The 23,958-nt window shown below is 70.5% G+C and carries 22 protein-coding genes and 2 pseudogenes; 9 read left to right on the top strand and 15 right to left on the bottom strand.

Going from position 1 to position 23,958, the window contains the following annotated elements:
* Together DN771_RS21585 and DN771_RS21580 are read right to left on the bottom strand one after the other, a co-directional pair.
* The gene (locus DN771_RS21585) at positions 1-912 is read right to left on the bottom strand and encodes a metallophosphoesterase (protein ID WP_116999636.1); all 912 of its coding nucleotides are present in this window, start codon (positions 910-912) and stop codon (positions 1-3) included.
* Between the two features lie 14 nt (positions 913-926).
* Entirely contained in the window at positions 927-2,321 is a 1,395-nt protein-coding gene (locus DN771_RS21580; protein WP_162942241.1) for an ABC transporter substrate-binding protein, read from the bottom strand.
* A gap of 167 nt (positions 2,322-2,488) precedes the next feature.
* Between DN771_RS21580 and DN771_RS29725 the strand changes: the two genes are divergently transcribed.
* From DN771_RS29725 to DN771_RS21560, 3 genes and pseudogenes are all read left to right on the top strand, one after another.
* Positions 2,489-3,349: a MurR/RpiR family transcriptional regulator gene (locus DN771_RS29725; RefSeq protein ID WP_162942240.1), complete on the top strand. Its 861-nt coding sequence runs from the start codon at positions 2,489-2,491 to the stop codon at positions 3,347-3,349.
* Positions 3,350-3,430: 81 nt separating this feature from the next.
* Positions 3,431-3,535 (top strand): annotated as a pseudogene (locus DN771_RS30920) (hypothetical protein); the annotation flags it as partial.
* 616 nt (positions 3,536-4,151) lie between these two features.
* Positions 4,152-5,360 (top strand): HNH endonuclease signature motif containing protein, encoded by a 1,209-nt coding sequence (locus tag DN771_RS21560; protein WP_162942239.1) that lies wholly within the window; start codon positions 4,152-4,154, stop codon positions 5,358-5,360.
* A 42-nt stretch (positions 5,361-5,402) separates the two neighbouring features.
* On the opposite strand, the gene DN771_RS21555 is transcribed toward DN771_RS21560, so the two are convergent.
* The 5 genes from DN771_RS21555 to DN771_RS21535 all read right to left on the bottom strand — a co-directional run bounded on the left by DN771_RS21555 (position 5,403) and on the right by DN771_RS21535 (position 9,846).
* Positions 5,403-6,167 carry a phytanoyl-CoA dioxygenase family protein gene (locus DN771_RS21555; RefSeq protein ID WP_116999687.1) on the bottom strand — a complete coding sequence of 255 codons (765 nt, stop codon included), beginning with the start codon at positions 6,165-6,167 and terminating at the stop codon, positions 5,403-5,405.
* 8 nt (positions 6,168-6,175) lie between these two features.
* Positions 6,176-7,243: an ABC transporter substrate-binding protein gene (locus DN771_RS21550; RefSeq protein WP_162942238.1), complete on the bottom strand. Its 1,068-nt coding sequence runs from the start codon at positions 7,241-7,243 to the stop codon at positions 6,176-6,178.
* Positions 7,244-7,361: 118 nt separating this feature from the next.
* Positions 7,362-8,216 carry an ABC transporter permease gene (locus tag DN771_RS21545; protein WP_162942237.1) on the bottom strand — a complete coding sequence of 285 codons (855 nt, stop codon included), beginning with the start codon at positions 8,214-8,216 and terminating at the stop codon, positions 7,362-7,364.
* A 2-nt stretch (positions 8,217-8,218) separates the two neighbouring features.
* Positions 8,219-9,013, bottom strand: coding sequence for an ABC transporter permease (locus DN771_RS21540; RefSeq protein WP_162942236.1), 795 nt, complete (start codon positions 9,011-9,013; stop codon positions 8,219-8,221).
* Positions 9,014-9,021: 8 nt separating this feature from the next.
* The gene (locus DN771_RS21535) at positions 9,022-9,846 is read right to left on the bottom strand and encodes an ABC transporter ATP-binding protein (protein WP_116999629.1); all 825 of its coding nucleotides are present in this window, start codon (positions 9,844-9,846) and stop codon (positions 9,022-9,024) included.
* A gap of 111 nt (positions 9,847-9,957) precedes the next feature.
* Here DN771_RS21535 and DN771_RS21530 point away from each other — a divergent pair, with 111 nt between their 5' ends.
* Positions 9,958-10,746: a TauD/TfdA family dioxygenase gene (locus tag DN771_RS21530; protein WP_116999628.1), complete on the top strand. Its 789-nt coding sequence runs from the start codon at positions 9,958-9,960 to the stop codon at positions 10,744-10,746.
* Positions 10,747-10,828: 82 nt separating this feature from the next.
* Complete coding sequence (locus DN771_RS21525; protein WP_116999627.1) at positions 10,829-11,662, top strand: TauD/TfdA family dioxygenase; 834 nt, start codon at positions 10,829-10,831, stop codon at positions 11,660-11,662.
* 65 nt (positions 11,663-11,727) lie between these two features.
* Here the strand turns inward: DN771_RS21525 and cobS are convergent, their stop codons facing one another.
* The 4 genes from cobS to cobO are packed head-to-tail and all read right to left on the bottom strand — an operon-like array spanning position 11,728 to position 14,640.
* Positions 11,728-12,480, bottom strand: coding sequence for an adenosylcobinamide-GDP ribazoletransferase (gene cobS, locus DN771_RS21520; RefSeq protein ID WP_116999626.1), 753 nt, complete (start codon positions 12,478-12,480; stop codon positions 11,728-11,730).
* A gap of 10 nt (positions 12,481-12,490) precedes the next feature.
* A complete protein-coding gene (cobT, locus tag DN771_RS21515; protein WP_116999625.1) occupies positions 12,491-13,516 on the bottom strand; it encodes a nicotinate-nucleotide--dimethylbenzimidazole phosphoribosyltransferase in 1,026 nt (341 codons plus the stop codon).
* The gene (locus tag DN771_RS21510; RefSeq protein ID WP_116999624.1) at positions 13,513-14,064 is read right to left on the bottom strand and encodes a bifunctional adenosylcobinamide kinase/adenosylcobinamide-phosphate guanylyltransferase; all 552 of its coding nucleotides are present in this window, start codon (positions 14,062-14,064) and stop codon (positions 13,513-13,515) included. The genes cobT and DN771_RS21510 overlap by 4 nt, the downstream gene beginning before the upstream one ends.
* 9 nt (positions 14,065-14,073) lie before the next feature.
* On the bottom strand, positions 14,074-14,640 hold the full coding sequence (cobO, locus tag DN771_RS21505) for a cob(I)yrinic acid a,c-diamide adenosyltransferase (protein WP_116999623.1): 567 nt from the start codon (positions 14,638-14,640) through the stop codon (positions 14,074-14,076).
* 44 nt (positions 14,641-14,684) lie between these two features.
* On the opposite strand from cobO, the gene DN771_RS21500 reads away from it, so the two are divergent.
* A complete protein-coding gene (locus DN771_RS21500) occupies positions 14,685-15,254 on the top strand; it encodes a hypothetical protein (protein ID WP_162942235.1) in 570 nt (189 codons plus the stop codon).
* Positions 15,255-15,387: 133 nt separating this feature from the next.
* Here DN771_RS21500 and DN771_RS21495 read toward each other — a convergent pair whose 3' ends face one another.
* Positions 15,388-17,811 (bottom strand): MMPL family transporter, encoded by a 2,424-nt coding sequence (locus DN771_RS21495; protein ID WP_227462433.1) that lies wholly within the window; start codon positions 17,809-17,811, stop codon positions 15,388-15,390.
* A 360-nt stretch (positions 17,812-18,171) separates the two neighbouring features.
* Between DN771_RS21495 and DN771_RS30545 the strand changes: the two genes are divergently transcribed.
* Both DN771_RS30545 and DN771_RS21485 read left to right on the top strand, forming a co-directional pair.
* Positions 18,172-19,368, top strand: coding sequence for a sensor histidine kinase (locus tag DN771_RS30545; protein ID WP_116999621.1), 1,197 nt, complete (start codon positions 18,172-18,174; stop codon positions 19,366-19,368).
* A complete protein-coding gene (locus DN771_RS21485) occupies positions 19,365-20,045 on the top strand; it encodes a response regulator (protein WP_116999620.1) in 681 nt (226 codons plus the stop codon). Before DN771_RS30545 ends, DN771_RS21485 begins: the two co-directional genes overlap by 4 nt.
* Before the next feature lie 13 nt (positions 20,046-20,058).
* On the opposite strand, the gene zwf is transcribed toward DN771_RS21485, so the two are convergent.
* Positions 20,059-21,534, bottom strand: coding sequence for a glucose-6-phosphate dehydrogenase (gene zwf, locus DN771_RS21480; protein ID WP_116999619.1), 1,476 nt, complete (start codon positions 21,532-21,534; stop codon positions 20,059-20,061).
* Positions 21,531-22,580 (bottom strand): phosphogluconate dehydrogenase (NAD(+)-dependent, decarboxylating), encoded by a 1,050-nt coding sequence (gene gnd / locus DN771_RS21475; RefSeq protein ID WP_116999685.1) that lies wholly within the window; start codon positions 22,578-22,580, stop codon positions 21,531-21,533. The genes zwf and gnd overlap by 4 nt, the downstream gene beginning before the upstream one ends.
* Before the next feature lie 96 nt (positions 22,581-22,676).
* Here gnd and DN771_RS21470 point away from each other — a divergent pair, with 96 nt between their 5' ends.
* A complete protein-coding gene (locus DN771_RS21470; protein WP_116999618.1) occupies positions 22,677-23,336 on the top strand; it encodes a maleylpyruvate isomerase N-terminal domain-containing protein in 660 nt (219 codons plus the stop codon).
* 388 nt (positions 23,337-23,724) lie between these two features.
* Here the strand turns inward: DN771_RS21470 and DN771_RS21465 are convergent.
* Positions 23,725-23,958 (bottom strand): annotated as a pseudogene (locus DN771_RS21465) (hypothetical protein); the annotation flags it as partial.

The raw sequence follows: 23,958 nt of genomic DNA, 5'->3' as shown, positions 1-23,958 counted from the left end.
TCAGTGGGCGGCCTGTTCGATGTGCTCGCGCAGGTCGGCCATCGACATCTCGAACAGGACCGGCCGGGGCAGGCAGTTGATCGCCCTGGCCACCACGGTGCGGTCGTCGAAGACGTCGATCACGCTGTACCCGCTGCTCGGCACGATGCGGAACGTGTCGGGGCCGACCTCGTGCGACATCGCGGTCGACGGCCCGGCCCACACCGGCACGCCGGCGAGCTGGCCGCCCAGCGGCTCGTGGTAGTGCCCGGCGAGCACCGTCATCACGTCGGTGCCGCGCAGGGCCTCGCCGAGCCCGGAGAAGTCGTCGAACATCGCGCTGGCCATCAGATCGACGACCGCGTCCGTCTCCGGCTTGGCGGTGTTGAACGGCGGGTGGTGGATCGTCAGCAGCGTGCCGGCGGGCGCCGGCTCGGCGAGCGTCGTCGCCAGCCAGCCGAGCTGCTCGAGCGTCAACTCGCCGCGATGGGACCCGGGCACGGTCGAGTCGACCATCACGATGCGCAGCCCGTCGAGGTCGACGACGTAGTCGACGGGGGCGAGCTCGCCTCGCTGCCCGTCGCTCTCGGTGCCCGCAGGCAGCGTGCCCGCCGGCGCTGCGGCACCGTCGAGGAGTCCGCTCCGGAAAGCGTCGCGGTGGTCGTGGTTGCCGATGCCGTAGAACACGGGCACGCCGAGCCGTTCGGCAGCGGGGTCGACGATGGCTCGGAGCCGCCGGTAGGCGTCGGGGGAGCCGTCGTTGGCGAGGTCGCCGGTGAGCACGAGGGCATCGAGACCCTCGGCATTGTCGGCGACCGTCTCGAGGGCGTGCTGCAGGTTGGCTGCGGTGTCGACCGAGCCGTAGAGCATTTCGCCCTCGTCGACGATGTGGGTGTCGGTGATCTGGACGATGCGGTGGGTGCGGTTGGCCATGGGGAGAGGTCCTCTCAGTTTCCGGGCATGAGGTCGGTGGCGCGGGCTTGGGCGTCGGCGAGGGTGGCGGCGGCGTCGGCGCCGTCGAACACGACCTGGCTGATGGCGTCGAGCCAGATCGTGGTGATCTGGGGCCCCTCCGTTCCCGGCGGGAACAGCCAGGGTTCGAGGTGATCGAGTTGGTCGAGGTTGTCCTGAAGGAACGGGTGCTCTTCGAGCCAGGGGCCGAGCAGGTCGGGCTCGTCGACGATCCCGGTGCGCAGCGGGAGGTACCCGATCTGCGACGTGATGATCGAGTACGCGTGGTCGGACGTGAGGAACGTGACGAGTTCGAACGCGGCGCGCTGCTCGAGCGGGTCGGTGGCGAACGTCGCCAAACCGGAACCGCTGTTGGTCGGCACGACGGGCCGGTCGCCGAACGCCGGGAGTCCGGTGGCGTCGAGCTGCCACCCGTTGGCCGCTGCCGCGGGGAGGAACGAGCCCGTCAGCACTGACGAGGTGAGGATCATGGCGAGGTCGCCGTTGATGAACGCTTCGGTCGCGTCCGCTCCGGCCACGTCGGGGAACAGTTCGTCGGACACCAGTCCGGCGAGCATCTCGGTGGCCTCGATCGCCTCGGGGCTGTCGAACGCCAGCGTCGACAGGTCGGCGCTGATCGGCGTCGCCCCGTTCGACTTGACGATGCCCTGGTAGCACCAGTCGGTGGTCGGCTCGCCTGTGCACTGCACGTAGATGCCGTCGGCCTCGGTCTGTTCGGTGACCGCCGAGGCGGCGGCGCGGACTTCGTCCCACGTCGCCGGCGGGGCATCGGGGTCGAGCCCGGCCGCTTCGAACAGCGTGCGGTTGAGAAACAGCGTCGGCGTGGAGAAGACGAAGGGGAACAGGTAGGTCTCGCCGCCGTAGTCCCCGAGCACCGCGGCCCGGTCGTGAACCGGGTGGTCGCCGGTGAGACGCCCGTCGAAGTAGGCGTCGACGCCCTCTGCTCCGAGGAGTGAGTCCCAGCTCGGCGCGCCGAGCTGGTTGACGATGAGGTCGGTCTGGAAGAGCATCTGGGCGAGCGACGGCGGGTCGCCCGCGACGATCTCTTGTTGCACGCTCGCCGTGAAGTTGGCCATGTCGGTCGGCGTGCGCCGTTCGACGTGGATGTTCGGGTGCGCAGCCTCGAACTCGTCGACGAGCTGGTTCATCGTGTCGGCGCCGGCGCCGGCCATGGCAAAGTTGTACGACTCGAACGAGATGTCGACCTCGGTGCCGGCGGGGATTGCCGGGAGGTCGATGGCGAGATCGTCGCTGGCTGCGTCAGCCGTTGGCGCGGTCGTGGCGAGCGCGGCCAGCGCGCCGGCGAGCACGGCGCCGGCGCTGACGTGCCGACGGTCGGGTCGGCGGCGCGGGACGGGAGGGTGTGACATGGTGGGGAGTGCTCCGTGAAGTGGGGGACCGGGGCCGAGATGGCGTGAAACGCTGATCCGTCGAGCGGTGCTACGGTGAAATTGTGTTTCACAGACATCGAAGCAGGGGACGGTGAACGGGTGGTGACATCGGGTCGAAGCGAGGCTGAAGTCCGCGGAGCGACGCCATGAACGCGTCAGCAACGCTCGGTCAGGCGTGGGACCAGGTTCGTGCCGCGGCGCCCTCGCTGCATCCCGGCCAGCGGCGTGTCGCCGAGGTGCTGCTCGCCATGACCAGCCAGGAGTTGGCGCGGGCATCGGCCGGTGAGATCGCCGAGCGCTCCGACACGTCCCCCGCCACCGTGGTGCGCACGTGCCAACAACTCGGGTTCTCCGGTTTCCGCGAGTGTGTGATGCGGCTGGCGGTCGACGCCCAGGCGGCCGGAGCAGGTGACGCCGACGACGGTGACGAAGCCGACGGTTCGGCCGGGGCCTTCCTCCGCGCTGCTGCGAGTGCGCTCGTCCACGCCGCGTCGACGATCGACGAGTCCGTCGTGGCGGCGGTCGGTGTGGCGATCTCGTCGGCCCGCCGGGTCGCCGTGGTGTCGTACGGGTGGTCGGTCCCCGCCGGCGAGGCGCTCGCCCTCGGTCTCGCCGGGCTCTCCCTCGCCGTCGAGTCCCCGACCGACTTCCAACGTCAGATCGTCGTCGCCAGCACGCTCGCGCCGGGCGACGTCTGCATCGTCGTCTGCTTCACGGGCAGCCATCGCCACGCCCGCCTCGTCGCCCGGGTGGCCAGGGAGCGCGGGGCGACCGTCATCCTGGTCAGCACGTTCTCGCGGTCGCTCGCCGCCGAGCATGCCGACCACAACGTGATCTTCGGTGGGGTGGCGACCGGCGAGGCCCATCCCCGCCAGCCGATCTCCACCGTCGTCCAGTTCGCCACGATGGAGGCGATCCGCCTCGCCGTCGCCGCCGCCATCGGCCCGGACGCGTCGGTGTCGCCGGCCTTGCTCGCCCTCGTCGAGAGCGGCGTCGACGGGCCGTGAGGCACCCGATCCGGCCGAACACGCCACAGCGCTGTTCGGCGCGGAACACGCCTATGTGCAGCCTCATTCGGGCATCGACGCCTCGACTACGACCAGGTGGCCGCTTCTGCCCGCGAGTTCAAGCCGCTCGTGTTGATCGCCGGCTACTCGGCCTACCCCCGCAAGATCAACTTCGCCACCATGCGATGGACTCCTGCGCCGCGGTGTCCGACTGGTCACCGGTGGCACTCCGGTAGCTCCGAGCGTGTCGGTCGGTCGATGTCTGCACTGGCCGACACGCGTTCTCCGAACACGGGCGCTCGACGTCTCGACCAGAGGCGAATGCCAGTTCTGCCTTGTTAGGAGTCCGGTCGGCAGCATGTGATGGCTGAGACTGACAATGCCGCAGAAATCGCAGAAATGAGTGGTTCACAGAACGTGCCTCTGATAGATTGATGGACGACCTCGACGGGATCGAATGTCGTGCCCAGCCGTGGAGCTCGGCCCCGATCCCCGAACCCGCAACGCTGGGTCCTGGGATCGGACACTGAGTCGGATCGTCTTCTGAGGGAATCGGCGACATGCGTCGCCCTGCAAGTGAGCAGACCGCGAGGAGGCCCCGATGTGGCACTCGACTGATTCCCCACCCCCTGGCGCCGCGTACGCGACGGCCCCAGCACCGACACCAGACCCACCACCGCCTCGTACATCGCGGTCGTCGTTGCCGGCTGGCGATCAGGCACTCGTCGATCGGTTGTCCGACATGCTGAGTGTGATCGTCGCGATGGGTCCAGCGTCGACCACCGATGGTCAGGTTGAGCAGGTGACACTGCTGGAACGGATCGTCAACGCTGCGGCCGGGTTGCGGGCCGAGGTGTCGGTCGCGTTCGCCGACGCGACGATCATCGAGCATCGCGACCAGGGAGTGCCTGCCCGGTGGGTCGGGCGCGGCGTCTCCGACGAACTGGGCCTCGCTCGACGGGTCTCGCCGCAGCACGCCGCGGCCGACATGCGGTTGGCCCGGCAACTCGATGCCCGGTCCCCGATCCTCGGGGGGCTGCTGCGCTCTGGGGACGTGTCCGAACGAGTCGCCACAGTCGTCGTGCGCGAGTGTCAGCACATGTGCGACGAGTTGGCCCGCCGGGTCGACACCGATCTCGCCCACCAATTGGTCGGGTTGGGTGTCGGCAAAGCCGAATCCGCAGCCCGCCGTCTGGCGATCGAGCTCGACGAGGCCGGATTTCTCGAGCGCCACGCTCGCGCCGCCGAACAACGCAGTGTCACCATCCGGCCCGTCGCCGACGGCATGGTTCGCATCACCGGCCTGGTGCCGATGCGTGACGGCGTCGCCGCCTACGGCACCTTGGACCGGGCTGCACGCGAGGCGCGCAGCAACGGTGACGAGCGGGCGCTCGACCAATTGCGCGCCGACATGTTCGTCGATCTGCTGTCCGGACGACGCGACCGTCCCGGTGTGCACATCGAATTCGACATCACCATCCCCGCCGAATCGCTCCTCGGCACCGGCACCGAACCCGGCGTCATCACCGGCTACGGCCCCATCCCCGCCGCCTGGGCCCGCGAGTTCCTCGACACGATCACCAACCAACCCGACGCGAGCACAGGGGTGGGGTCGGGAGTGGAGGTCTGGGTGCGGCGACTGCTCACCGACCCCGCCGACGACACCGTGTGTGCCGTCGATCAGCACCGCCGACGGTTCCATCCCCATGCCGCCCGCTGGATCCGTGCCCGAGACGCCAACGTGTGCCGTATGCCGGTGTGCGACACCGACCACGGCCTCGAGCTCGATCACGTCGACCCCTACCGGCGCAGCGGCGACTCCGCCGTCGCCAACGGCCAACTCGCGTGCGCTTCCTACAACCAGATCAAGGAGCTCCCCGGCTGGACCGTCACCAAACGCTCCACATCTGGCCATCCGAACTCGCCCACGTTAACGATCACCACCCCCACCGGGCGGACCTACACCACGCCACCACCGCCCGTCTTCGGACCCGGAACCCGGCGCCGATAGCCCGACCACCCGGTACTCGGGAGGCTAGGTCCCGTCATCGACTCAGCGAGCGGCGTTCTTGTTGAACGCCTCGATCTCCTCGCCCGGCTCGGGGCGACGGCCGGCGTTCCAGCTGCCGCGGAGGTGACGGCGGATCCCACCGGGCGGGTCCTCGGTCGCCCTCGCCGCCGAGTGCCAGAGATCGCAGTGGTGGAGGATCACGTCGCCGCGATCGCAGTACACCGCCACCTCGCCGGCGATCTTCTCGAACCCGAGCGGCATCCCGTCGGTCGGCCACAGATGGCTGCCGGGCACGACGCGCAGGAAGCCGTTGGCGGGCGACGTGGCATCGAGGTGGAGCGTCAGCGCCACGGACGGGAAGAAGTCGGAGTTGGGGAAGGCCTGGTGGTCCGAGTGCCAGCCGATCCTGCTGTACCCCGACTCCTGACCCGGTCTCGAGTCCTGGTACACGACGCCGAACCGGGAGCCGTGCTCCTCGCCGAAGCGCCACACGTCGTCAACGTCGAGACCCCGCCGGATCAGCTCGACGAGCACCGGGTGGGTGAACGCAGCATCGGCCTCGGCCGACAGCGTCGTGACGTCCTTGACGTAGTTGACGAACGGCAGCGTCTCGCCGGGCGCCGCCGACGTGAGGTAGTCCCCGGCGTACCGGGCCCGGTCGATCGCTCCCGTGGCCACGCCCCGTTGGAGGGCGGCCATGGCGGTGTCGAGGGCGTCCAGCTCCCTGTCGCTGAACAGGCCGGACACGACGACGTAGCCGTCGCGCTGGAACGCCTCGACGAGCGTGTCGGAGGTGGTGGAGGACATCCCGGCGCTCACAGCAGCGTGGTGGCGTCGCCGAAGACGTCGTCGAGGATGGTGAGGTCGAGCACGTCGGCGGCCGCCGGCGCCGACTCGCGGTCGGCGGCGAGGTAGGCCGCGGTCATCGCCCCGTCCCACAGCTCCGGGTCGATGCGGAACAACCCCGACGCGTCGGTGAGGTCGCTCTTCATGAGCGGGATCTGCAGTTCGTTCTGGCGCGTCTGCTGGGCGAGATCGAGCCCGAGGTCGGCGCCGTACTTCTCCACGGCGAGGGCTGCGGCCACCGCCGGGTCGACCTCGTTCTGTTCCCAGCCCTTGATGGTCGCCCGGATGAAGCCGACGACGGTGTCGCGATTGTCGGCCAGCCACGACCGTTCGGCGAAGAAGAGGTTGGAGTAGCTCGGCAGGCCGAGGTCGGCCCACGTGGTGACCACGAAGTCCTCGCCTTCCACCATTCCCTGCTGTTCCAGGGTGATCGGCTGGTTGACCGCGAAGCACGAGTAGGCGTCGCCCTGGCCCTCGATCAGCGGATCGGGGGTGAAGCCGGCGACGACGAAGTCGTAGTCCTTCGGGAGGCCGGCGATGTCGAGCACGGCGTCGATCAACACGTTGACGCCCTCCTGACCGAGGAACGTGATGCCGACGAGGTCCTCGGGCTTGGTGACCGGCTTGTCGGCGAGCGAGAGCACGGCGCCGGGAGACGACTGGTACTGGGTGCCGAACACGACGAAGTCGTTGCCCTCGTTGATGGCGTCGAGCAGCGTCGTCATGCTCGGCATCACGCCGATCACCCCGTCGCCGGCGGCGATGGCAACGGGCGGCGCCGGCGCGTTGGGGCCACCCTGTAGGTAGTTCGCCTCCAGGCCCTCGGCCTCGTAGAAGCCGTTCTCGATCGCCAGCCACGACCCGGCGTACTCCACGTTCTTGATCCAGCCCATGGCGATGTCCAGCGTCACCGGCGAGGACGACATCGGCAGCCGGCGTGCCGTCGCCAGGGAACGGGCACCCGCGGATCGCCCGCCGACGGCGAGGGCCGCCAGGCCGGACGCCCCGGCCGCGAGAATGCGGCGTCGCGTCAGCATCGTCGATGCAATGGGTAGAGCCGGGCGTGGGGTCATGGTGCTCCAGTCATCGTGGTGGGATTGCGTGGCGAGATTGCGTGGTGGGATTGCGTGGCGGGATTGCGTGAGGGGGATCGGGTCAGCGGAACCGGGCCCGGCCCCAGCGCTCGACGCGCAGGGCCAACTGGAAGAAGACGACCGACAGCGCGGTGGCGATGAGGGCGGCACCCCACGCCCGCTCGTTGTCGAACCGGACGCGACTGTTCGAGAAGAGCCGGCCGAGGCCGTTGGTCCCCGCGAGGAACTCGGCGACCATCGCGGCGAGTACAGCGCTGGACGCACAGAGCCGGAGCGCCACGAGCAGGTTGGGGATCGCCGACGGCACGAGCACCCGTCGCAGGAGCGTCCAGCGCGACGAGCCGAGCGCCCGCAGCAGGTCGATCGACGTGGACGAGGCGGAGCGCAACCCCGACGTGGTCATGACGTAGGCGGGGAAGAAGGCCAGCATGATCGTCACGATCGGCACGACCTTGTTGCCGTAGCCGACGACGCGGGCGACGACAGGGATGACGGCGACGATGGGGATCGAGCGCAGCATCAGCACGAGCGGGCTGATGGCACCGGCGACGATGGACGACGCCCACGTGGCGACGGCGACGGCGAACCCCATCGCCATCCCGATGGCGATGCCGACGAGGGCGAGGCCGATCGTGCGGGCCGTGTCGCCGGCGTAGGCACCGGGGTGGCCGACGAGGTCGGCGACCACGTCGGTGGGCCGGGGGAGCACGATGCTGTTGAAGCCGGTCAGCGACACCCACAGCTGCCACACGACGACGACCAGGGCGACGGCCCACCACCGGCTCACGAATCGCCCCACCGCCGTGACGGTGCGTCGGACGACGGCCGACGGGATCGCCCGGCTGTTGTCGACCCGCGATGTGCTGGCCAGGGTGTCGTCAGCGCGCTGCAGCGCATCGAGATCGGCGATGGCCATGTTCACACTCCCCATCGTTCGGTGGTCCAGCGGGCCAGCGCGGTGAACGCGCCGAACGTCAGCATCGACAGCACGGCGGCGAGCACGGCCGCGGCCCACAGCAAGGCGATCTGGTAGTTCTGCATGGCGCTCACGATCAGCACGCCGATGCCCCGCGGGGCGCCGAACCACTCGCCGAGGACGGCACCGAGAACGGCGGCCGGCGCGGCGAGGCGGAGGCCGTCGGCGAGGCCGGGGAGGGCTGCCGGCAGTTGCAGGCTGACGAGTCGCCGGCGCCGGCTCGAGCCGAGCGCGGTGAAGACGTCGTGATGGATGGGCCGCGCCGTCTCGACGGCCGCAGTGGCGGCGACGAACATGGCGAAGCCGGCGGCGAGGGCGGCGATCGCCACGGGTGTGCGCTCCCGTCCGAGCGTGACGATGAACAGCGGGGCGAGAGCGATCACGGGCATCGCGTGGAGGATCGTGGCCAGCTGGTTGATGCCGGGCCGCAGGACCGGTACGACCAGGGCGGCCACCGCGCCGACGACGGCGGCGGTCACGCCGATCACGAAGCCGAGACCGCTCGACGTGGCCGTGGTCCGGAGTGCGCGCAGCACGACGTCGCGCTGGGCCGGATCGATGACCTTGTCGACGATGTCCGAGACGGGTGGGAAGGTGCGGCCGAGCCACTGCCGGCGGCCGGCGATCTCCCAGAGCGCGAGGTACGCGGCGATGCCGATGGCGCGCTGGATCCACGTTGCGGCGGCCGCGGCTCCCCGGGGGGAGGGGAGCCGCGGCCGGTCGATCGTCGTGAGCATCGTGTCCGTCACCCGGCCGCCAGGGCGGTCGGGGCGAAGCGGTCGAAGAGCAGGCCCGAGATCTCGTCGACGACGGCGTGGAACTCTGGCGTCCGGGTCAGTTCGGGGAGCCGGGGACGGGCGAACGGGATGTCGACCACCGCCGCGATGCGTGCCGGTCGAGGAGTCATCACGACGACCTGGTCGGCGAGCAGCACGGCCTCGTCGATGGAGTGCGTCACCAGGAGCGTCGTCACCGAGCGCTCCGACCAGATGCGCTGCAGCTCGATGTTCATGTGGCGGCGGGTCATCTCGTCGAGCGCGCCGAACGGCTCGTCGAGGAGCAGCACGGTCGGGTCGGTGACCAGGGCCCGGGCGATCGCGCAACGCTGGCGCATGCCGCCCGACAGCTGGGCCGGTCGGGCCCGCTCGAATCCGCCGAGGCCGACGAGCTCGATCAGCGCGGCGATCGCCGCGTCGTCGACCGGCCGCCCGGTCACCTGGGCGGCGAGGGCGATGTTCTGATGCACCGTGCGCCACGGCAGCAGGGCGGCGTCCTGGAAGGCGATGCCGAGGGCGCCCGACGTGCGCACCGCCGCCGGCGGTTCGCCGTGCACGAGCACCTCGCCGGTCGTCGGCGTCTCGAGGTCGGCGAGGATCCGCAGCACCGTCGACTTGCCGCAGCCGCTGGGGCCGAGCAGGGCGGTGAACGATCCGGCTGGCGCGGAGAGATCGACACGCTCGATCGCCCGGACGTCACCGCGGCCGAGGCGGAACTGTTTGGAGAGACCGCGGATGGAGATCCCGCTGGCGTCGTGCATGGTCGTGTTGTACGCCTGCGGTGGGTCGGGCATGTTTCGTCCCCGTTGACAGCGCATAAAGGTGGAGCGCACCCGGGGTCGCCGGAAACGCGATCGTCACGGCTGGTTGATCGGCAGGTAATCAGCGATCCGTACCGTCAGGCCATGGAGTGTGGTCTCGTTCCGGTGGTCACCACCGAGCCAGGTGAGGTTCGTCGGATCGTCGAACGCGACGGCGCGGCCGTCCTCGCCGGTTGGGGCACCTCCGCGGACGATGCCGTCGCCGCCGCGCACGCGATCTTCGGCGCCGCGGTCCTGCGCGCACCCGATCCGTCACTGGTGCGGGCCGGCGGCGAGCGCGACCGGCGGCTGCCGATGATCGACCACACCACGCCGCTCGAGCCCCACACCGACGGGTTCGCCTACGGCGACGCCTACCCCGACTACTTCCTCCTCAGCTGCGCCACCGCCTCCCCGCACGGTGGCGAGTCGTTCCTCGTCGACGGCGACGACGTCGTCGCCCGCCTCGGTGCCCATCCTGCAGGTGGCGAGCTGCTGCGCCGTCTCCAGACGGTGCCGGTGGACCAGACCGAGCCGGGCATGCAGCCCTCGTGCTCACCCGTGATCGGGCGGACGAGGGAGGGACGGCTGATGATGCGGCGATTCGTCCACCAGCGCCCGGCGCTCAACAGCGACGATCCCGAGATCGACGCGGCGATGATCGGAGCCTGGTGGGACGCCATCGCCCGGGCGTCGAGGACGGCGCGCCGGTTCAAGCTGCGTCCCGGTGACGTGGCCGTGATCGACAACTACCGGATGATGCACGGGCGCGAGGCCTACGCCGACATCGAGCGACTGATGTGGCGGGTCTGGGTGTGGACCACCGCCGCCCATCGCGTCCCCGACGGCCCGCTGCACTCCGACAGCCGCTACGCCGCGCTGGCCGCGGAGTGACCCGGCGACGGCGAACGAACATCTGACGAACCTGACGACCGACGACACCACCACCACCGACCACAGACTGCGAGGAACCCCGATGATCGACGTACGCGCCGCCAACCTGATCCCGTCCCGAGCGACCACACCCGCCCAGGCCCGCGGCCTCGTCGCCCTCGACGGCGCCGCCGTGGTGTCGGGCATCACGACCGTCGAGGACGCCGTGGCGTTCGGTTCGGCGATGCTCGCCGGCCGCGTGCTGCGCATCGCGCCGCAGTTCGAGGCCACCAAGGCGGCGGGCGACGAGTCGGCCGCCGTGGTGGCCGAGCAGCCGGTCGACGCCCGCGGGCGCAAGCGTCACCTCGGCAGCTACGACAAGACACAGCCGGCGCACAACGACGGCTACGGGTTCGGTGACTTCGCGCCGGACCACATGTTCCTGTGGTGCGACAAGCCGTGCTCGATCGGCGGCGCCTCGTTCCTCGTCGACGCCCTCAAGCTGGCGACGATTCTCTCGGCCGAGGACACACAGCTGGCCGACTTCCTCTGGGACGAGCCGATCGACCACTCGGAGCCCAACTTCCCTCAGGGCGAGCCGGCGCCGATCGCCCGCTTCTCCTCCGGCGGCCGGGCCCAGGTGCGCTCCCACCCGTACCAGTTGCCGCGGCTCGGTCCCGACGAGACCGACCACTACCCGTTCGTCGAGCGGTGGGGCCTCGCCGTCGCCGAAGCCCGCTCGACCGGTCCCCGCTTCCGGCTCGAGGCCGGACAGCTGCTCTGCATCGACAACTACCGCATGCTCCACGGCCGTGAGGCCTACGTCGACACCGACCGCAAGGTGGTCTCGATTTGGGCGTGGACGACCGGAGCGGTGAAGATCCCGGCCGGCCAGCTCGACATCGTCACGCCGTACGTGCCCGAGCCCGTCCGCTGACGGAGCCCGTCGCGGTCACCTGACGGTTGGTGCCAGGCGCCAACCGTCAGGACGATTCGGCGCGCTCAGGCCCACCAGACCTGGTGGACGGCGAGGCCGCTCGCCGTCAGCAGCACGGCGATTTCGGCGACCTGCTCAGCGGCTCCGAGCAGGTCGCCGTTCACGCCCCCGAACGACCGGCGGGCGAGCACGGCGACGAGGAGGATGGCGGCGGCGGTGGCGACGGCGAACGGACCCACCCACCAGCCCGTCGCGGCGGCCCCGATGGCGACGGCGACGGCGGTCGTGGCGCCCGCCCTCCGGGCCGAGACCTCCCTGGCGAACGCGGCACCGAGCCCATCCGGCTCGGCCGGGGCGACGGTGACCATCAGCACCACACCGGCGACGCGGGCGATGGCGTGGGCCGCGACGCACGCGGCGATCGTGGTCTTCCAGCCGGCGTCGAGCAGCGAGGTCACGGCGGCGACGCGGAGGACGATCGATCCGCACACGGCGGCCGTGCCGTAGGTGCCGAGCCGCGAGTCCCGGAGGATCTCCAGGCGTCGCTCCCGGGTGGCGCCTCCGGCGATGGCATCGGCACTGTCGGCGAAGCCGTCTTCGTGGAACGCGCCGGTGATCGTCACGCCGGCGAGGACGCCGACGGCCGCTGCGGGGAACGGGGCCAGCACTCGGTCGAGGCCGATCGCCACCAGGCCGACCACGGCGCCGACGGCCGCACCGACCACCGGGAACCAGGGCACGATCGCCCGGGCCGTTGCCGCCCGCGGCAGGCGGATCGGCACCCGCGTGAGGAACTGGACGGCGCCCGGCAGGGACATGGCGAGATCGTCAGTCGGCCGGCGCGCCCGACGCCTCGCCGCCGAACCACTCGGCGAACGTGGGCACCTCCGAGATCCCGGCGCACGCCATGGCGACGAGCGGCACGGCGGCCATCGCCCCGCTGCCTTCGCCGAGGCGCATGTCGAGGTCGAGCAGCGGCCGCTGCCCGAGCCGCTCGAGCAGCAAACGGTGACCCGGTTCGGCCGAGCAGTGACCGACGATGCAGTGGTCGAGGGCGCGGGCGTCGACCGACACCAGCGGGAGGACCGAGGACGTGACGACGTAGCCGTCGAGTACGACCGGTAGGGATCGCCGCCGGGCCGCCACGACCGCCGCAGCGATGGCGACGAGCTCCGAGCCGCCCACCTCGCGCAGCACCTCGAGCGGGTCGGTGACTCCGGCGATGCGCCGCACCGCTTCTTTGACGACCGTGCGTTTGCGGGCCAGTCCCTCGTCGTCGATGCCGGTGCCCCGGCCGACCCACGCCGCCGCCTCGCCGCCGGCGAGGGCGGCCGAGATCGCCGCCGACGGGGTGGTGTTGCCGATGCCCATCTCGCCGAGCACCAGGAGGTCACCGTGGCGCTGATCGACCACCTCGTCGACGGCGGCGACGGCGATGTCGACGATCTCGGCGAACCGTTCGGGCGACAGCGCCGCCTCGTAGCGGATGTCGCCGGTCGGCTTGCCGATGCCGACGTCGATCGCCTGCAGCGTGGCGCCGGCGTGGCGGGCGAAGGCGTTGATCGTGGAACGGCCCTGCTGGTAAGCGGTGAACATCGCCGCGGTGACGTCGGGGTTGTAGGCGCTGACCTTGGCGGCGGCGGCCACGCCGTGGTCACCGGCGAACACCAGGCCGACCGGACGTTCGACACGAGGACGGGGATTGCGATGCCAGCCGGCGATCCACGCGGCGAGATCGTCGAGCCACTGCAGCGCGCCAGGCGGACGGAGGATGTCGGCGGCACGGGCGTGCACGGCGGCCACGGCGTCGGCATCGGGGCCGGGCAGATCGGCGAGCAGGTCGCGAAGGTTCATCGGGACTCCGGGGAGATGAGGTCGAAGGGATCGGCGAGGTCGACGGCCCGGCCGGCGACGAACAACAGGCAGCGGTCGGCGGCCGTGCCCACCCGTTGATTGACCGTGCCGAGCACGTCACGGAAGCGGCGGCCGAGCTCGGTGTGGGGGTGGATGCCCAGGCCGACTTCGTTGCTCACCACGACGGTCGGGGCGGAACGGCTCCGGGCGACGTCGGAGAGCTCGGCGGCGGCGGCGAGGATCGCCTCGTCGTCCTGCTCGGCGAACATCAGGTTGGACACCCACAGCGTGAGGCAATCGACGATCGCCAGGTCGTCGCCGGCCGTGGTGAGCGCCGAGACGAGGTCGACGGGTTCCTCGATCGTCCGCCACGCCGGGCGCTCGGCGATGTGCCGGTCGATGCGTTCGGCCCAGTCGGCGTCGTCGAGGCGAGGGGCGGTGGCGACGAACGAGACGGTGCCCCCGGCCGCCTCGTGACGGCGGCCGAACTCGACGGCGAAGCGGCTCTTGCCACTGCGCGCCCCGCCGACCAGGAACGTGACGGTCACGCCCGTCGCTCAGTACTCGATGCCGCGCAGGGCGTCGATGCCGGCGTCGTAGGCATGCTTCACCTTGCGCATCTCGGTGACCGTGTCGGCGACCTCGATCAGCTCGTCGGGGGCGTCGCGGCCGGTGAGGACGATGTTGACCTTGGCGGGACGGTCACGGATGGCCGCGGCGACGGCTGCCGTGTCGATCCAGCCCCACGTGCAGAGGTAGGTGATCTCGTCGAGCACGACCAGGCGGTGCTCCCCAGCGGCGATCAGCTCGGCGGCCTTCTCCCAGCCCTCCCGCGCCAGCGCCTTGTCGTGCTCGAGGTTGTCGGACTCCCAGGTGAACCCGTCGCCGACGTTGAACCAGTCGGCGCCGAGCTGGCGGCCGATCTTCTCCTCGCCCACGTTCCACTTGCCGGACTTCACGAACTGGACGACGGCGACCGGCCACCCGCGGGCGAGACTGCGGATCATCACGCCGAACGCGGCGGAGCTCTTGCCCTTGCCGTCGCCGGTGTTGAGCACGACGACGGACGGAGCCCGCTGTTGATCGTCGGGACGCGGGTCTTCGGTCAGAGCTTCGGTCGGCACGCGGTCAGTGTACGAACGGCGTGCCGCTCGGCGATGATGGGGTGGTGGAGCTGCGTGAATGGATCCTGACCGAGCATGCGTCGGCGTTCGACCGGATGGCGAGATCGATCCTCGACATCGTGCCGCGGGACCGGTGGCGCGACGGCGTCGGGGACGGCGGGTCGTCGATCGCCTACCTGCTGTACCACATCACGTATCACGCCGACCTGGCGATCAATGCCGTGCTCCCCGGCGGTGATCCGGCCATGGCCACGTGGCGCGGCCGGCTCGGTCTCGGAGGTCACCCGGCCCACGCCGGGCTCGGCGAGACCGAGGACGTCGCCCTGACCGCCGACGTCGACGTCGAGGCACTCGTCACCTACGCAGAGAGCGTTCAGGCGACGGGCACAGAACTGCTCGGCGCCCTCGACCTCGCTCGGCTCGGCGACGTGCCGGCCGCCGGCGAGGCGCTCGAGCGGGCCGGTGTGGCCGAGGCCGCCGTGCCCTGGCTCCACGCCATGTGGGCCGGCAAGCCGGCCTCCTTCTTCGTGCAGTGGGAGGCGATCGGCCACCGCATCAACCACGTCGGCGAGATGGTCTCCGTCCGCAACCGTCTGGGTCTCTCGCCGTTCTGAGACGCCTCCCTCGCCACCGCGTGACGTCACGAAGTGCGGCGGCACCAGGCTGAGCGAGAGATGGCGTCGAGCGTTACGGATGGTGCCAGGCACCATCCGTAACGCTCGGCCAATCCCGGCGGGGGATCTTGGATCAGACGGGCTCGGGCTCGAGTTCGCGAGCGTCGTCCGGGATGTCGAGGTCGGTGGCCTCGGTGGCGCCGTGACCTTCGACGTCGATGCTGGGCAGGATGCGGTCGAGCCACCGTGGCAGCCACCAGTTGCGGTCGCCGAGGAGCTCCATCGTCGCCGGCACGAGCAGCATGCGGATGATCGTTGCATCGAGCAGCACCGCGGCGGCGAGGCCGAGGCCGGCCATCTTGATCACGCGGTCGTCACCGAGCATGAAGGCGCCGAACACGACGACCATGATCAGCGCGGCGGCCGTGATCACACGAGCCGTGGCGGCGAGGCCGTTGGCGACGGACGTGTGGCTGTCGCCGGTGCGGTCCCACTCCTCCTTCACACGGGAGAGCAGGAACACCTCGTAGTCCATCGACAGGCCGAACACGATGGCGAACAGCATCATCGGCATGAACGGTTCGATCGGTCCGCTGTCCACGTTGAGCAGCGGCCCGGCCCAGCCCCACTGGAAGCCGGCGATGATGATGCCGTAGGCGGCGCCGATGCCGAGCAGGTTCATGATCACGGCCTTCAGCGGCACGAGCACCGAGCGGAAGACCGCCATCAGCAACAGGAACGACAGGGCGAGCACGGCGAGCAGGAACAACGGCATCCGGGCAGACAGGTAGTCGGAGAAGTCGATGTTCGCCGCCACCGTGCCGGTCACGGCGATGTCGAGCCCGCTGCCGTCGGTGGCCGCCGGCAGGATGTCGTCGCGCAGGTCGTTGACGAGGTTGGTCGTCGCCTCGTCCTGCGGCGCCGTCGTCGGGAAGGCCCGCCACATCACTGCTGTGGCGTCGGCCGGATCCTCGGCGTTGAGGATCGCGTCGCTGGCCCCGGCGATGCCCGGGTTCTCGCGCAGGGCGGCGGTGACTGCCTCGAGCGCCTCGGGCGACGTGCCGGCCGGGAGCTCCGAAGCGAGCATCAGCGGACCGTTGAAGCCGGGGCCGAAGCCCTCGGTGGTGAGGTCATACGCCTGGCGCGTCTCGGTCTCGGCCGGGTAGTTGCCCTCGTCGGAGAACCCGAGGCGCAGGCCGAAGATCGGCAGGGCGAGGACCACCAGCACGGCCACACCGGCGAGGGCCGCCGGCCATGGGCGATGCTGGATGAGGCGGCTCCACCGGTAGGCGAGGGTCTGCTCCGTCGGGCGCTGGCGCCGCTTGGGCAGCTCACGCTTGAGCGGGGCGAACACCAGGCCGGCGAGCAGCACGATGACGGCGAGCGGAAGGCCGAGCATCAGCGGGCTGACCTCGAAGGCGACACCGAGCAGGGCCAGGGCGACGAGACCGGAGGCGATGACGCCGCGCCAACGCGTCGTCTCGATGCGGGTGCCGACGAATCCGATCAGCGCCGGCAGCAGGGTGACCGAACCGATCATCGTCACCGCCACGACCGTGGCCGCGCTGATGGCCATGCCGGTGATGAAGCCGAGCTGCATCAGCAGCATGCCGAGCAGCGAGATCACGACGGTGAACCCGGCGAACACGGTGGCCCGCCCGGCGGTGTTGATCGCCGTGACGATCGACTGCTCGATGTCCTGGCCGTTGTGGCGGTTCTCACGGAACCGGGTGACGATGAACAGGGCGTAGTCGATGCCGACGCCGAGGCCGATCATGATGCCGAGCATCTGGGCGAACTCGGGCACCTCGACGATGTGCGAGACGAACCCGGCGAGGATCGTGCCGACGGCGATGCCGGCGATGCCGAGCCCGATCGGCAGGCCCATCGCCAGCACCGACCCGAACGCCACGATGAGGATGAGGATGGCGAAGGCGATGCCCACCAGCTCGGCCGTCGGTTCCTCGAACTCGGCGAAGATCATGCCACCCACCTGCACGTCGAGCCCTTCGATGTCCGGGACCGCCTCGCGGATGTCCTCACCGATCGACACGGCATCCTCCGCCGAGATGTCCGACGGGAGCTCCACGGTCGCATAGGCGATCCGCCCGGCAGAGCTCGCGTTCGACGAGATCTGTTGGGCGCCGTCGGGCTCGTACGGGCTCGCCACGTCGAGCACCCCGTCGATCCGGCCGACCTCGTCGAACAGCTCGGACATCGCGTCCTGCACAGCGGGGTCGGTCACACCGGCCTCGGTGGTGAAGACGATGGTGCCGCTGGCTCCGGCGCCTTGACCGCCGAAGTGCTCGTCGAGGATGTCGGTTCCTCGGCGGCTCTCCACGTCCGGGAGCGTGAACTCGGTCCTGGTGTCGGTGCCGATGGCGCCGAGCAGACCGCCACCGACCACGGCGACGGCGACCCAGATGGCCACGACGAGCCACCGGCGCCGGTACGCCCAGCGGCCGAGGCCAGCGAAAATTCCGCGCTGGTTGGGGTGATTCGAGCCGGCGCCGGGGGGTGGCGCCGGTTCGAGGACGCGTTCGTCCACGTACGTCACGGTTGCTCCTTGCTGAGCCGGCTCGGGGCCGGTCGATGACGCCGTGCCGACGGGGCCGGCGCGGCGGGGGGTGGTGGGTGAGGGGGCCTGTGGTTCTCGGGGGGTTTGACGAACCACGTCGTGCGTTTGTGACAGGGCCCGGGCCACGAACTCATCGGTCGCCGTCGGAACGGTGGGGACGAGACCCGCGACTGGGCTCCACCATCGTGAACCTCCAGGTCCGCCGTGTCGTCGGCCTGGCGAATGAACCTCGACTACGCCGGTCGGTGCAGGGCGGCGTCCGCGTACTCCCAGGGGAGTACGTGAAGATCCACCCCTGGGACCAGGCGGATCCACCCAGAAGGTGTTTACCCTGCAGGGATGGGCTGCTCTCGTCGCGCCTGTCTCTGCGCCGTCGACGTCGCCGTCGCCGTGGTCGTGGCGTTGCTGTCGCTCGCCGCGGCGGCGCTGGCCGAGACGTCGGTGCGCGACATGAACTGGATCGGCCGGGCCCTGCTCATCGTCGGGTCGGCGGCCCTGGTGGCCCGCCGGCAGGCTCCCGTGGTGGTGCTGGTCATCACGGCGGCGTGCGTGCTGACATACCAGGCGCTCGGCTATCCCGGCCTGCTCACCACGTTGCCGGTGCTGGTGTCGGTGTACACCGCGGTGCTGGCCGGGAAGTGGAAGGTCACGTTCGGCGTGATGATCGTCGGCCTGCTCGCCGTCGGCTGTGTCGTCAACACGGTGCCGTCGCTCGACCGGTCGATGCGCATCCTCGCCGAGGCCAAGTTCTTGATGGTCGGCTGGATGGTGGCCGGCGGGGCGATGGCTCAGGTGTCGCGTCAGCGCCAGGAGTACATCCGCGAGGTCGAGCAACGGGCCTACGACGCCGAGCGGACGCGCGAGGAACTGGCGCGGCGACGGGCCAGTGAGGAACGCCTCCGCATCGCACGCGACCTCCATGACTCGCTCACCCACAGCATCTCGATCGTCAAGGTGCAGGCCGGGGTGGCCGTGCATCTGGCCCGCAAGCACGGCGAGGAGGTGCCGCCGGCCCTGCTCGCCATCGAGGAGGCCAGCGCCGAGGCGATCCGCGAGCTGCGGGCGACGCTCACGGTCCTGCGGCGACCGCCGGCGGAGAACGACGACGTCGGCGACGCGCGCAATGGCAGCGGGCTCGACCGACTGCCGCACCTCGTCGAGCGGGCGCGCTCGGCGGGGCTGCCCGCCCAGGTGACCGTGACGGGTCAGGAACGGCCGCTGCCGGTCGGGGTCAGCGAAGCGGCGTACCGGGTGGTGCAGGAGTCACTGACGAACGTCTCGCGTCACGCCGGATCGGCGACGGCGACGGTGCGGCTCCACTACGGCTCCGACGAGTTCGTGGTGGAGGTGGACGACGACGGCCGGGGTTGTGCGCGGGGAACGCTGATCCCGGGCGTCGGGTTGATCGGGATGCGCGAGCGGGTGGCCGGCTTCGGTGGCCGGCTCACGGCCGGGCCGCAGCCGTCGGGTGGATTCGCCGTGCATGCGACGTTCCCGCTGGCCGGCACGGCGATGACGGCGGGAGCGGTGTCGTGATCCGCGTGCTGTTGGTGGACGATCAGCCGCTGATGCGGGCCGGGTTCCGGGCCCTGCTCGAGGCCGAGGACGACATCGAGGTCGTGGGCGAGGCCGGCAACGGCCGCGACGGGGTCGACCTGGCGATCGAATTGGTGCCCGATGTCGTGCTGCTCGATGTGCAGATGCCCGTGCTCGACGGCATCGAGGCCACGCGTCGCATCGCCGAGCACCCCGATCTCGCCGATGTCCACGTGGTGATGCTCACCAACTACGGCCTCGACGAGTACGTGTTCAACGCGCTGCGAGCCGGCGCCAGCGGCTTCCTCGTCAAGGACACCGAGCCGGTCGAGCTGCTCCATGCCGTGCGGCTCGCCGTTCGAGGTGACGGGTTGTTCTCGCCGGCGATCACCCGCCGGTTGGTCGCCGAGTTCGTCTCCCGCCCGCCGATCGGCGGCGGACCGGACGCGCTCGACGTGCTGACGAATCGTGAGCGGGAGGTCGTCGCCCTCGTCGCCGGTGGCCTCAACAACGACGAGATCGCTGCCCAGCTGGTGATCAGCCCGATCACGGCCAAGACGCACGTGAGCCGCGCGATGACCAAGCTGCAGGCACGCGACAGGGCTCAGCTGGTGGTGATGGCCTACGAGTCCGGCCTCGTGGCGCCGCGTCAACCGCTCACCGGCACGGCGTACTGAGGCACCGGGTCGTCTAGACGCTGGGTGCGAACCAGCTGTCGCCGTTCTCCAGGATCGAGTCGGCCTCCTTCGGGCCCCACGACCCGATCGGGTAGGGGAACGCCGGGCTGCGTTCACTGAGCGCGGGGTCGACGATGCGCCACATCTGCTCGACCGTGTCCTCGCGGGCGAACCGGCGTGGTGAACCGACCAGGGCGTCGCCGATGAGCCGCTCGTAGGCCTCACGGCGGTCGCCGAGCGTGGCGGCGAAGTCGACCGAGACGTCGACCGATTCACTGTCGAGGTGAGGGCCGGGGGTCTTCGCTTGGAGGTGGAACGTCACGCCGTCGCGCTTGCCGAGGCGCAGGCGGATGAGGTTGCGTTCGGGAGCCGGGCCTCCCGCCTCGTCGAACAGCATCCGGGGCGGCGATTGGAGCTCGACGACGGCCTCGGTCGCGGCCTGGGCCAGACCCTTGCCCACCCGCACGTACCACGGCACGCCGGCCCAACGCCACGAGTCGATCTCGAGCTTCGCCGCGGCGAACGTCTCGACCTTGGACTTCGGCGCGACGCCCGGCTCCAGACGGTAGCCCTCGTACTGGCCGCGTACGAGCGTGGAGCAGTCGAGCGCCGTCGTGGCGGCGAGCACCTTGGCCTTCTCGTCCTGGAGGTAGCTCGCCTCGTGACCGACCGGTGGTTCCATGGCGAGCAGCGAGACGACCTGCAGCAGATGGTTCTGGAAGACGTCGCGGATCGCCCCGACCGAGTCGTAGAACGATCCGCGGCCTTCCACGCCGATCGTCTCGGACATCGTGATCTGCACACTGCGGACGTAGCGGCGGTTCCACACCGGCTCGAGCAGCGCGTTGGAGAAGCGGAAGACCAGAAGGTCTTCCACCGACTCCTTGCCGAGATAGTGGTCGATGCGGAAGATGTGGTTCTCGGGGAACACGGCGTGGAGCACGTTGTTCAGCTCATGGGCTGATGCCAGGTCGCGGCCGAAGGGCTTCTCGACCACGATGCGGCCGCGGTCGTTGAGGCCGACCGACGCCAGCGACTCGACGACCGTGGGGAACATCGACGGCGGGATCGCCATGTAGTAGACGGCGGTCTTGGACCCGTGCTCGTCGAGGGTGCTCTTCAACGCGGCCCACGTGGTGACGTCGGCGTAGTCGCCCTGCACGAGATCGAGGCGACGCGACAGGCGCTTGAGCACGCTGGCCTTGGGGCCCGACTTCTTGCGACCGGGCTGAGCCGGTGGGAACGAGGCCTCGATCGCGGCGATGGCGTTGTCGCGGAAGTCGGAGTCGGTCCAGTCGCTGCGGGCGACGCCGACGATCGGCACGTCCAGCTCGCCGCGATCCTCCATGTGGTAGAGCGCGGGGAACAGCTTGCGCTTGGCGAGGTCGCCGGTGGCGCCGAAGAGCACCAGGGCGTCCGCCGGACGCTGCCGGCCCGGCTGCGTGATGATCGGCGTCGGTGGCCGACCTCTGGTACGTCGAGCATTCATCGCGTCGAGTCCTTTCGTTCTGCGTGGCCGCCGAAGCCGGCACGCATGGCCGACAGCACCTTGTCGGCGATGTCGGAGCGGCCCCTGGAACTGAAGCGCTGGTACAGCGACGCCGACAGCACCGGCACCGGCACGCCTTCGTCGATGGCGGCGGTGATCGTCCAGCGCCCTTCACCCGAGTCGGAGACGCTGCCTTCGAAGGCGTCGAGCTTGGGGTCGGCGGCGAAGGCTTCGGCGGTCAGGTCGAGCAGCCAGCTGGCGACCACCGAGCCGCGGCGCCAGACCTCGGTGACGGCGGCGAGGTCGAACTCGTACTGGTAGTACTCGGGATGGGTGAGCGGTGCCGTCTCGGCGTCGTTGGCGTGACGCTCCGTGCCGATGTCCGCCTTGGCGAGGATGTTCAGACCCTCGGCGTAGGCGGCCATCATCCCGTACTCGATGCCGTTGTGGACCATCTTGACGAAGTGGCCGGCACCGCTCGGCCCGCAGTGCAGCCATCCCCGCTCGGCCGTGGACGGCTCGGCGCCGGCCGCTTCCAGCGTGGGGGTGCGCTCGGCCGCCTCGACGCCCGGCGCAAGGGTGTCGAAGATCGGCGCCAGGCGCTGCACCGCTTCGGTGGCGCCGCCGATCATCAGGCAGTAGCCGCGCTCGAGACCGTGGACCCCGCCGCTGGTGCCGACGTCGAGATAGTCGATGCCGTGCTCGGCCGCCAGCGGTCCCGAACGGTCGACATCGTCGCGGTACCACGAGTTGCCGCCGTCGACGATGGTGTCGCCCCGGTCGAGGAGCGGAGCGAGCTTGGCGATCGTGGCGTCGACGTAGGCCGCTGGCACCATCAGCCAGATGTGCCGGGGGGCGTCCAGCGCGGCGACGAGCTCTTCCAGCGAGGAGGTCCCCTGCATGGAGCGGCCGCCGATGTCCTCGCCGGCGAGGGTCGCCACGGCGTCGGCGGAGACGTCGTAGCCGATGCAGTCGTGCCCGGCAGCGGTGAGGCGGCGCACCATGTTGGCGCCCATCCGGCCGAGGCCGATCATCCCCAGCTGCATCGATGTGGATTGCATGCCGTCAGGTTGCCACGCCCGCGGCCCCGTTGCATCCCACCGATCGCCCCCGGCTGCGTCCGCACGGGCCAGACTGGCGCGATGAGCGCACCGAGTGTCACCTGGGGACCCGCCGTGCTGGCCGACGCTCACGGCCGGCTGGTCGCCCACCTCGAGGCGATGTCCGGCACGCCCGAAGCGTCTCCCGGTGCGGCGACCGCGCTGCCCGGCTGGACGCGAGGCCATCTGCTCACCCACCTGGCGCGCAACGCCGAGGGACTGCTGCGCATCCTCGACGGCGCCGAGCGTGGCGAGTCCGTCGAGCAGTATCCCGGCGGCGCCGACGGGCGGGCAGCGGGGATCGATGCCGGCGCCGACCGACCTTGGGACGTCCTCGTCGACGACGTCCGCGACACGGCGGCCGCCCTCGATGCCAAGATCGCCGGGCAGCAGCGCTGGGACGGCGGGGGAGTCAATTCGGGCGGTGCCCCGCTGCCCACGGCCGACGTGCCGTTCCTGCGGTGCCGGGAGGTCCTGATCCACCACGTCGACCTCAGCGTCGACGGGTACGGGCCCGACGACTGGCCCGCCGAGTACGTGCGCGAGGAGCTCCGGCGGCTCGAGATGGCGTGGAACGCCCGCAAGCCGATGGGCGCCACCGGACTGCCGCCGGCGGCGCTGTCGCTCCCTCCCGTCACCCGGCTTCTGTGGCTCCTCGGCCGCACCGCGATCGACGGGCTGCCGCCGGCCGGCGTCTTCTGAACGTCTGACGCGTCTCCAACAGATCCGAAGAGAGTGTCCGGCTGCTTCGCTGTGCGACGGGTTCGGTCGCTCTGTGGCGATCGTCGGTTGGCCTTGATGGGGTAGGTGCTGGGTTCGCCGGTCGTCGGGTTCGGGTCGGTGGTGGCCGACTGCCTGCGAAGGTGAGCGCGTTCCGGGGAGTTCCGACGGGCCGTTGTGCGGTGCGTTGGGTGTCGGGTTCGGCCGGTGTGTCGCTCTCGCCGGTCGGCCTTGAAAGGGGTGGGTGTTCGGTTCGCCGGTGCACGGGGTCGGGTCGGCGGTACCGAACGGTCCGGGGTTCCCGAGGCAGGCTCACCGTCGTGGGGGTGGGGGGTGTGGGGGCGTGTCGGGGTGGCTGGGTGGTGGTTGGTTAGGCGGTTTTGGTGTGGGTGCCGGGGTCGGCGCTGGTTCGTCGTCGTCGGCGGTCGTGGTGGGGGTGGAGTTCTTGGTGGCCGTCGGGGTGGGTGATGGTCAGGGTGCGGGTGGCGGGGTCGAGTGAGAGTTGCAGGTGGTGGTCGTGGATGCGGTGGTGGTGGTGTTGACAGGTGGGGATGAGTTTGTCGAGGTTGGTGGTGCCGTTGGTGGGTGGTCCGAACGGGTCGAT

Source organism: Desertimonas flava, assembly GCF_003426815.1.
Taxonomy (GTDB): domain Bacteria; phylum Actinomycetota; class Acidimicrobiia; order Acidimicrobiales; family Ilumatobacteraceae; genus Desertimonas; species Desertimonas flava.
The sequence above is the reverse complement of the archived record's forward strand: the minus strand, read 5'-3'. Positions and strand labels throughout refer to the sequence as shown.

Bases quoted from the DNA above. Each gene is read 5' to 3' on its own strand.
- DN771_RS21550 (WP_162942238.1), bottom strand. From the start codon at position 7,243: ATGCTGACGCGACGCCGCATTCTCGCGGCCGGGGCGTCCGGCCTGGCG.
- DN771_RS21580 (WP_162942241.1), bottom strand. From the start codon at position 2,321: ATGTCACACCCTCCCGTCCCGCGCCGCCGACCCGACCGTCGGCACGTC.
- DN771_RS30545 (WP_116999621.1), top strand. From the start codon at position 18,172: ATGGGCTGCTCTCGTCGCGCCTGTCTCTGCGCCGTCGACGTCGCCGTC.
- DN771_RS21555 (WP_116999687.1), bottom strand. From the start codon at position 6,167: ATGTCCTCCACCACCTCCGACACGCTCGTCGAGGCGTTCCAGCGCGAC.
- zwf (WP_116999619.1), bottom strand. From the start codon at position 21,534: ATGAATGCTCGACGTACCAGAGGTCGGCCACCGACGCCGATCATCACG.
- DN771_RS21540 (WP_162942236.1), bottom strand. From the start codon at position 9,013: ATGCTCACGACGATCGACCGGCCGCGGCTCCCCTCCCCCCGGGGAGCC.
- DN771_RS21585 (WP_116999636.1), bottom strand. From the start codon at position 912: ATGGCCAACCGCACCCACCGCATCGTCCAGATCACCGACACCCACATC.
- DN771_RS21530 (WP_116999628.1), top strand. From the start codon at position 9,958: ATGGAGTGTGGTCTCGTTCCGGTGGTCACCACCGAGCCAGGTGAGGTT.
- DN771_RS21525 (WP_116999627.1), top strand. From the start codon at position 10,829: ATGATCGACGTACGCGCCGCCAACCTGATCCCGTCCCGAGCGACCACA.
- DN771_RS21470 (WP_116999618.1), top strand. From the start codon at position 22,677: ATGAGCGCACCGAGTGTCACCTGGGGACCCGCCGTGCTGGCCGACGCT.
- DN771_RS21535 (WP_116999629.1), bottom strand. From the start codon at position 9,846: ATGCCCGACCCACCGCAGGCGTACAACACGACCATGCACGACGCCAGC.
- cobS (WP_116999626.1), bottom strand. From the start codon at position 12,480: ATGTCCCTGCCGGGCGCCGTCCAGTTCCTCACGCGGGTGCCGATCCGC.
- DN771_RS29725 (WP_162942240.1), top strand. From the start codon at position 2,489: ATGAACGCGTCAGCAACGCTCGGTCAGGCGTGGGACCAGGTTCGTGCC.
- gnd (WP_116999685.1), bottom strand. From the start codon at position 22,580: ATGCAGCTGGGGATGATCGGCCTCGGCCGGATGGGCGCCAACATGGTG.
- cobT (WP_116999625.1), bottom strand. From the start codon at position 13,516: ATGAACCTTCGCGACCTGCTCGCCGATCTGCCCGGCCCCGATGCCGAC.
- DN771_RS21545 (WP_162942237.1), bottom strand. From the start codon at position 8,216: ATGGCCATCGCCGATCTCGATGCGCTGCAGCGCGCTGACGACACCCTG.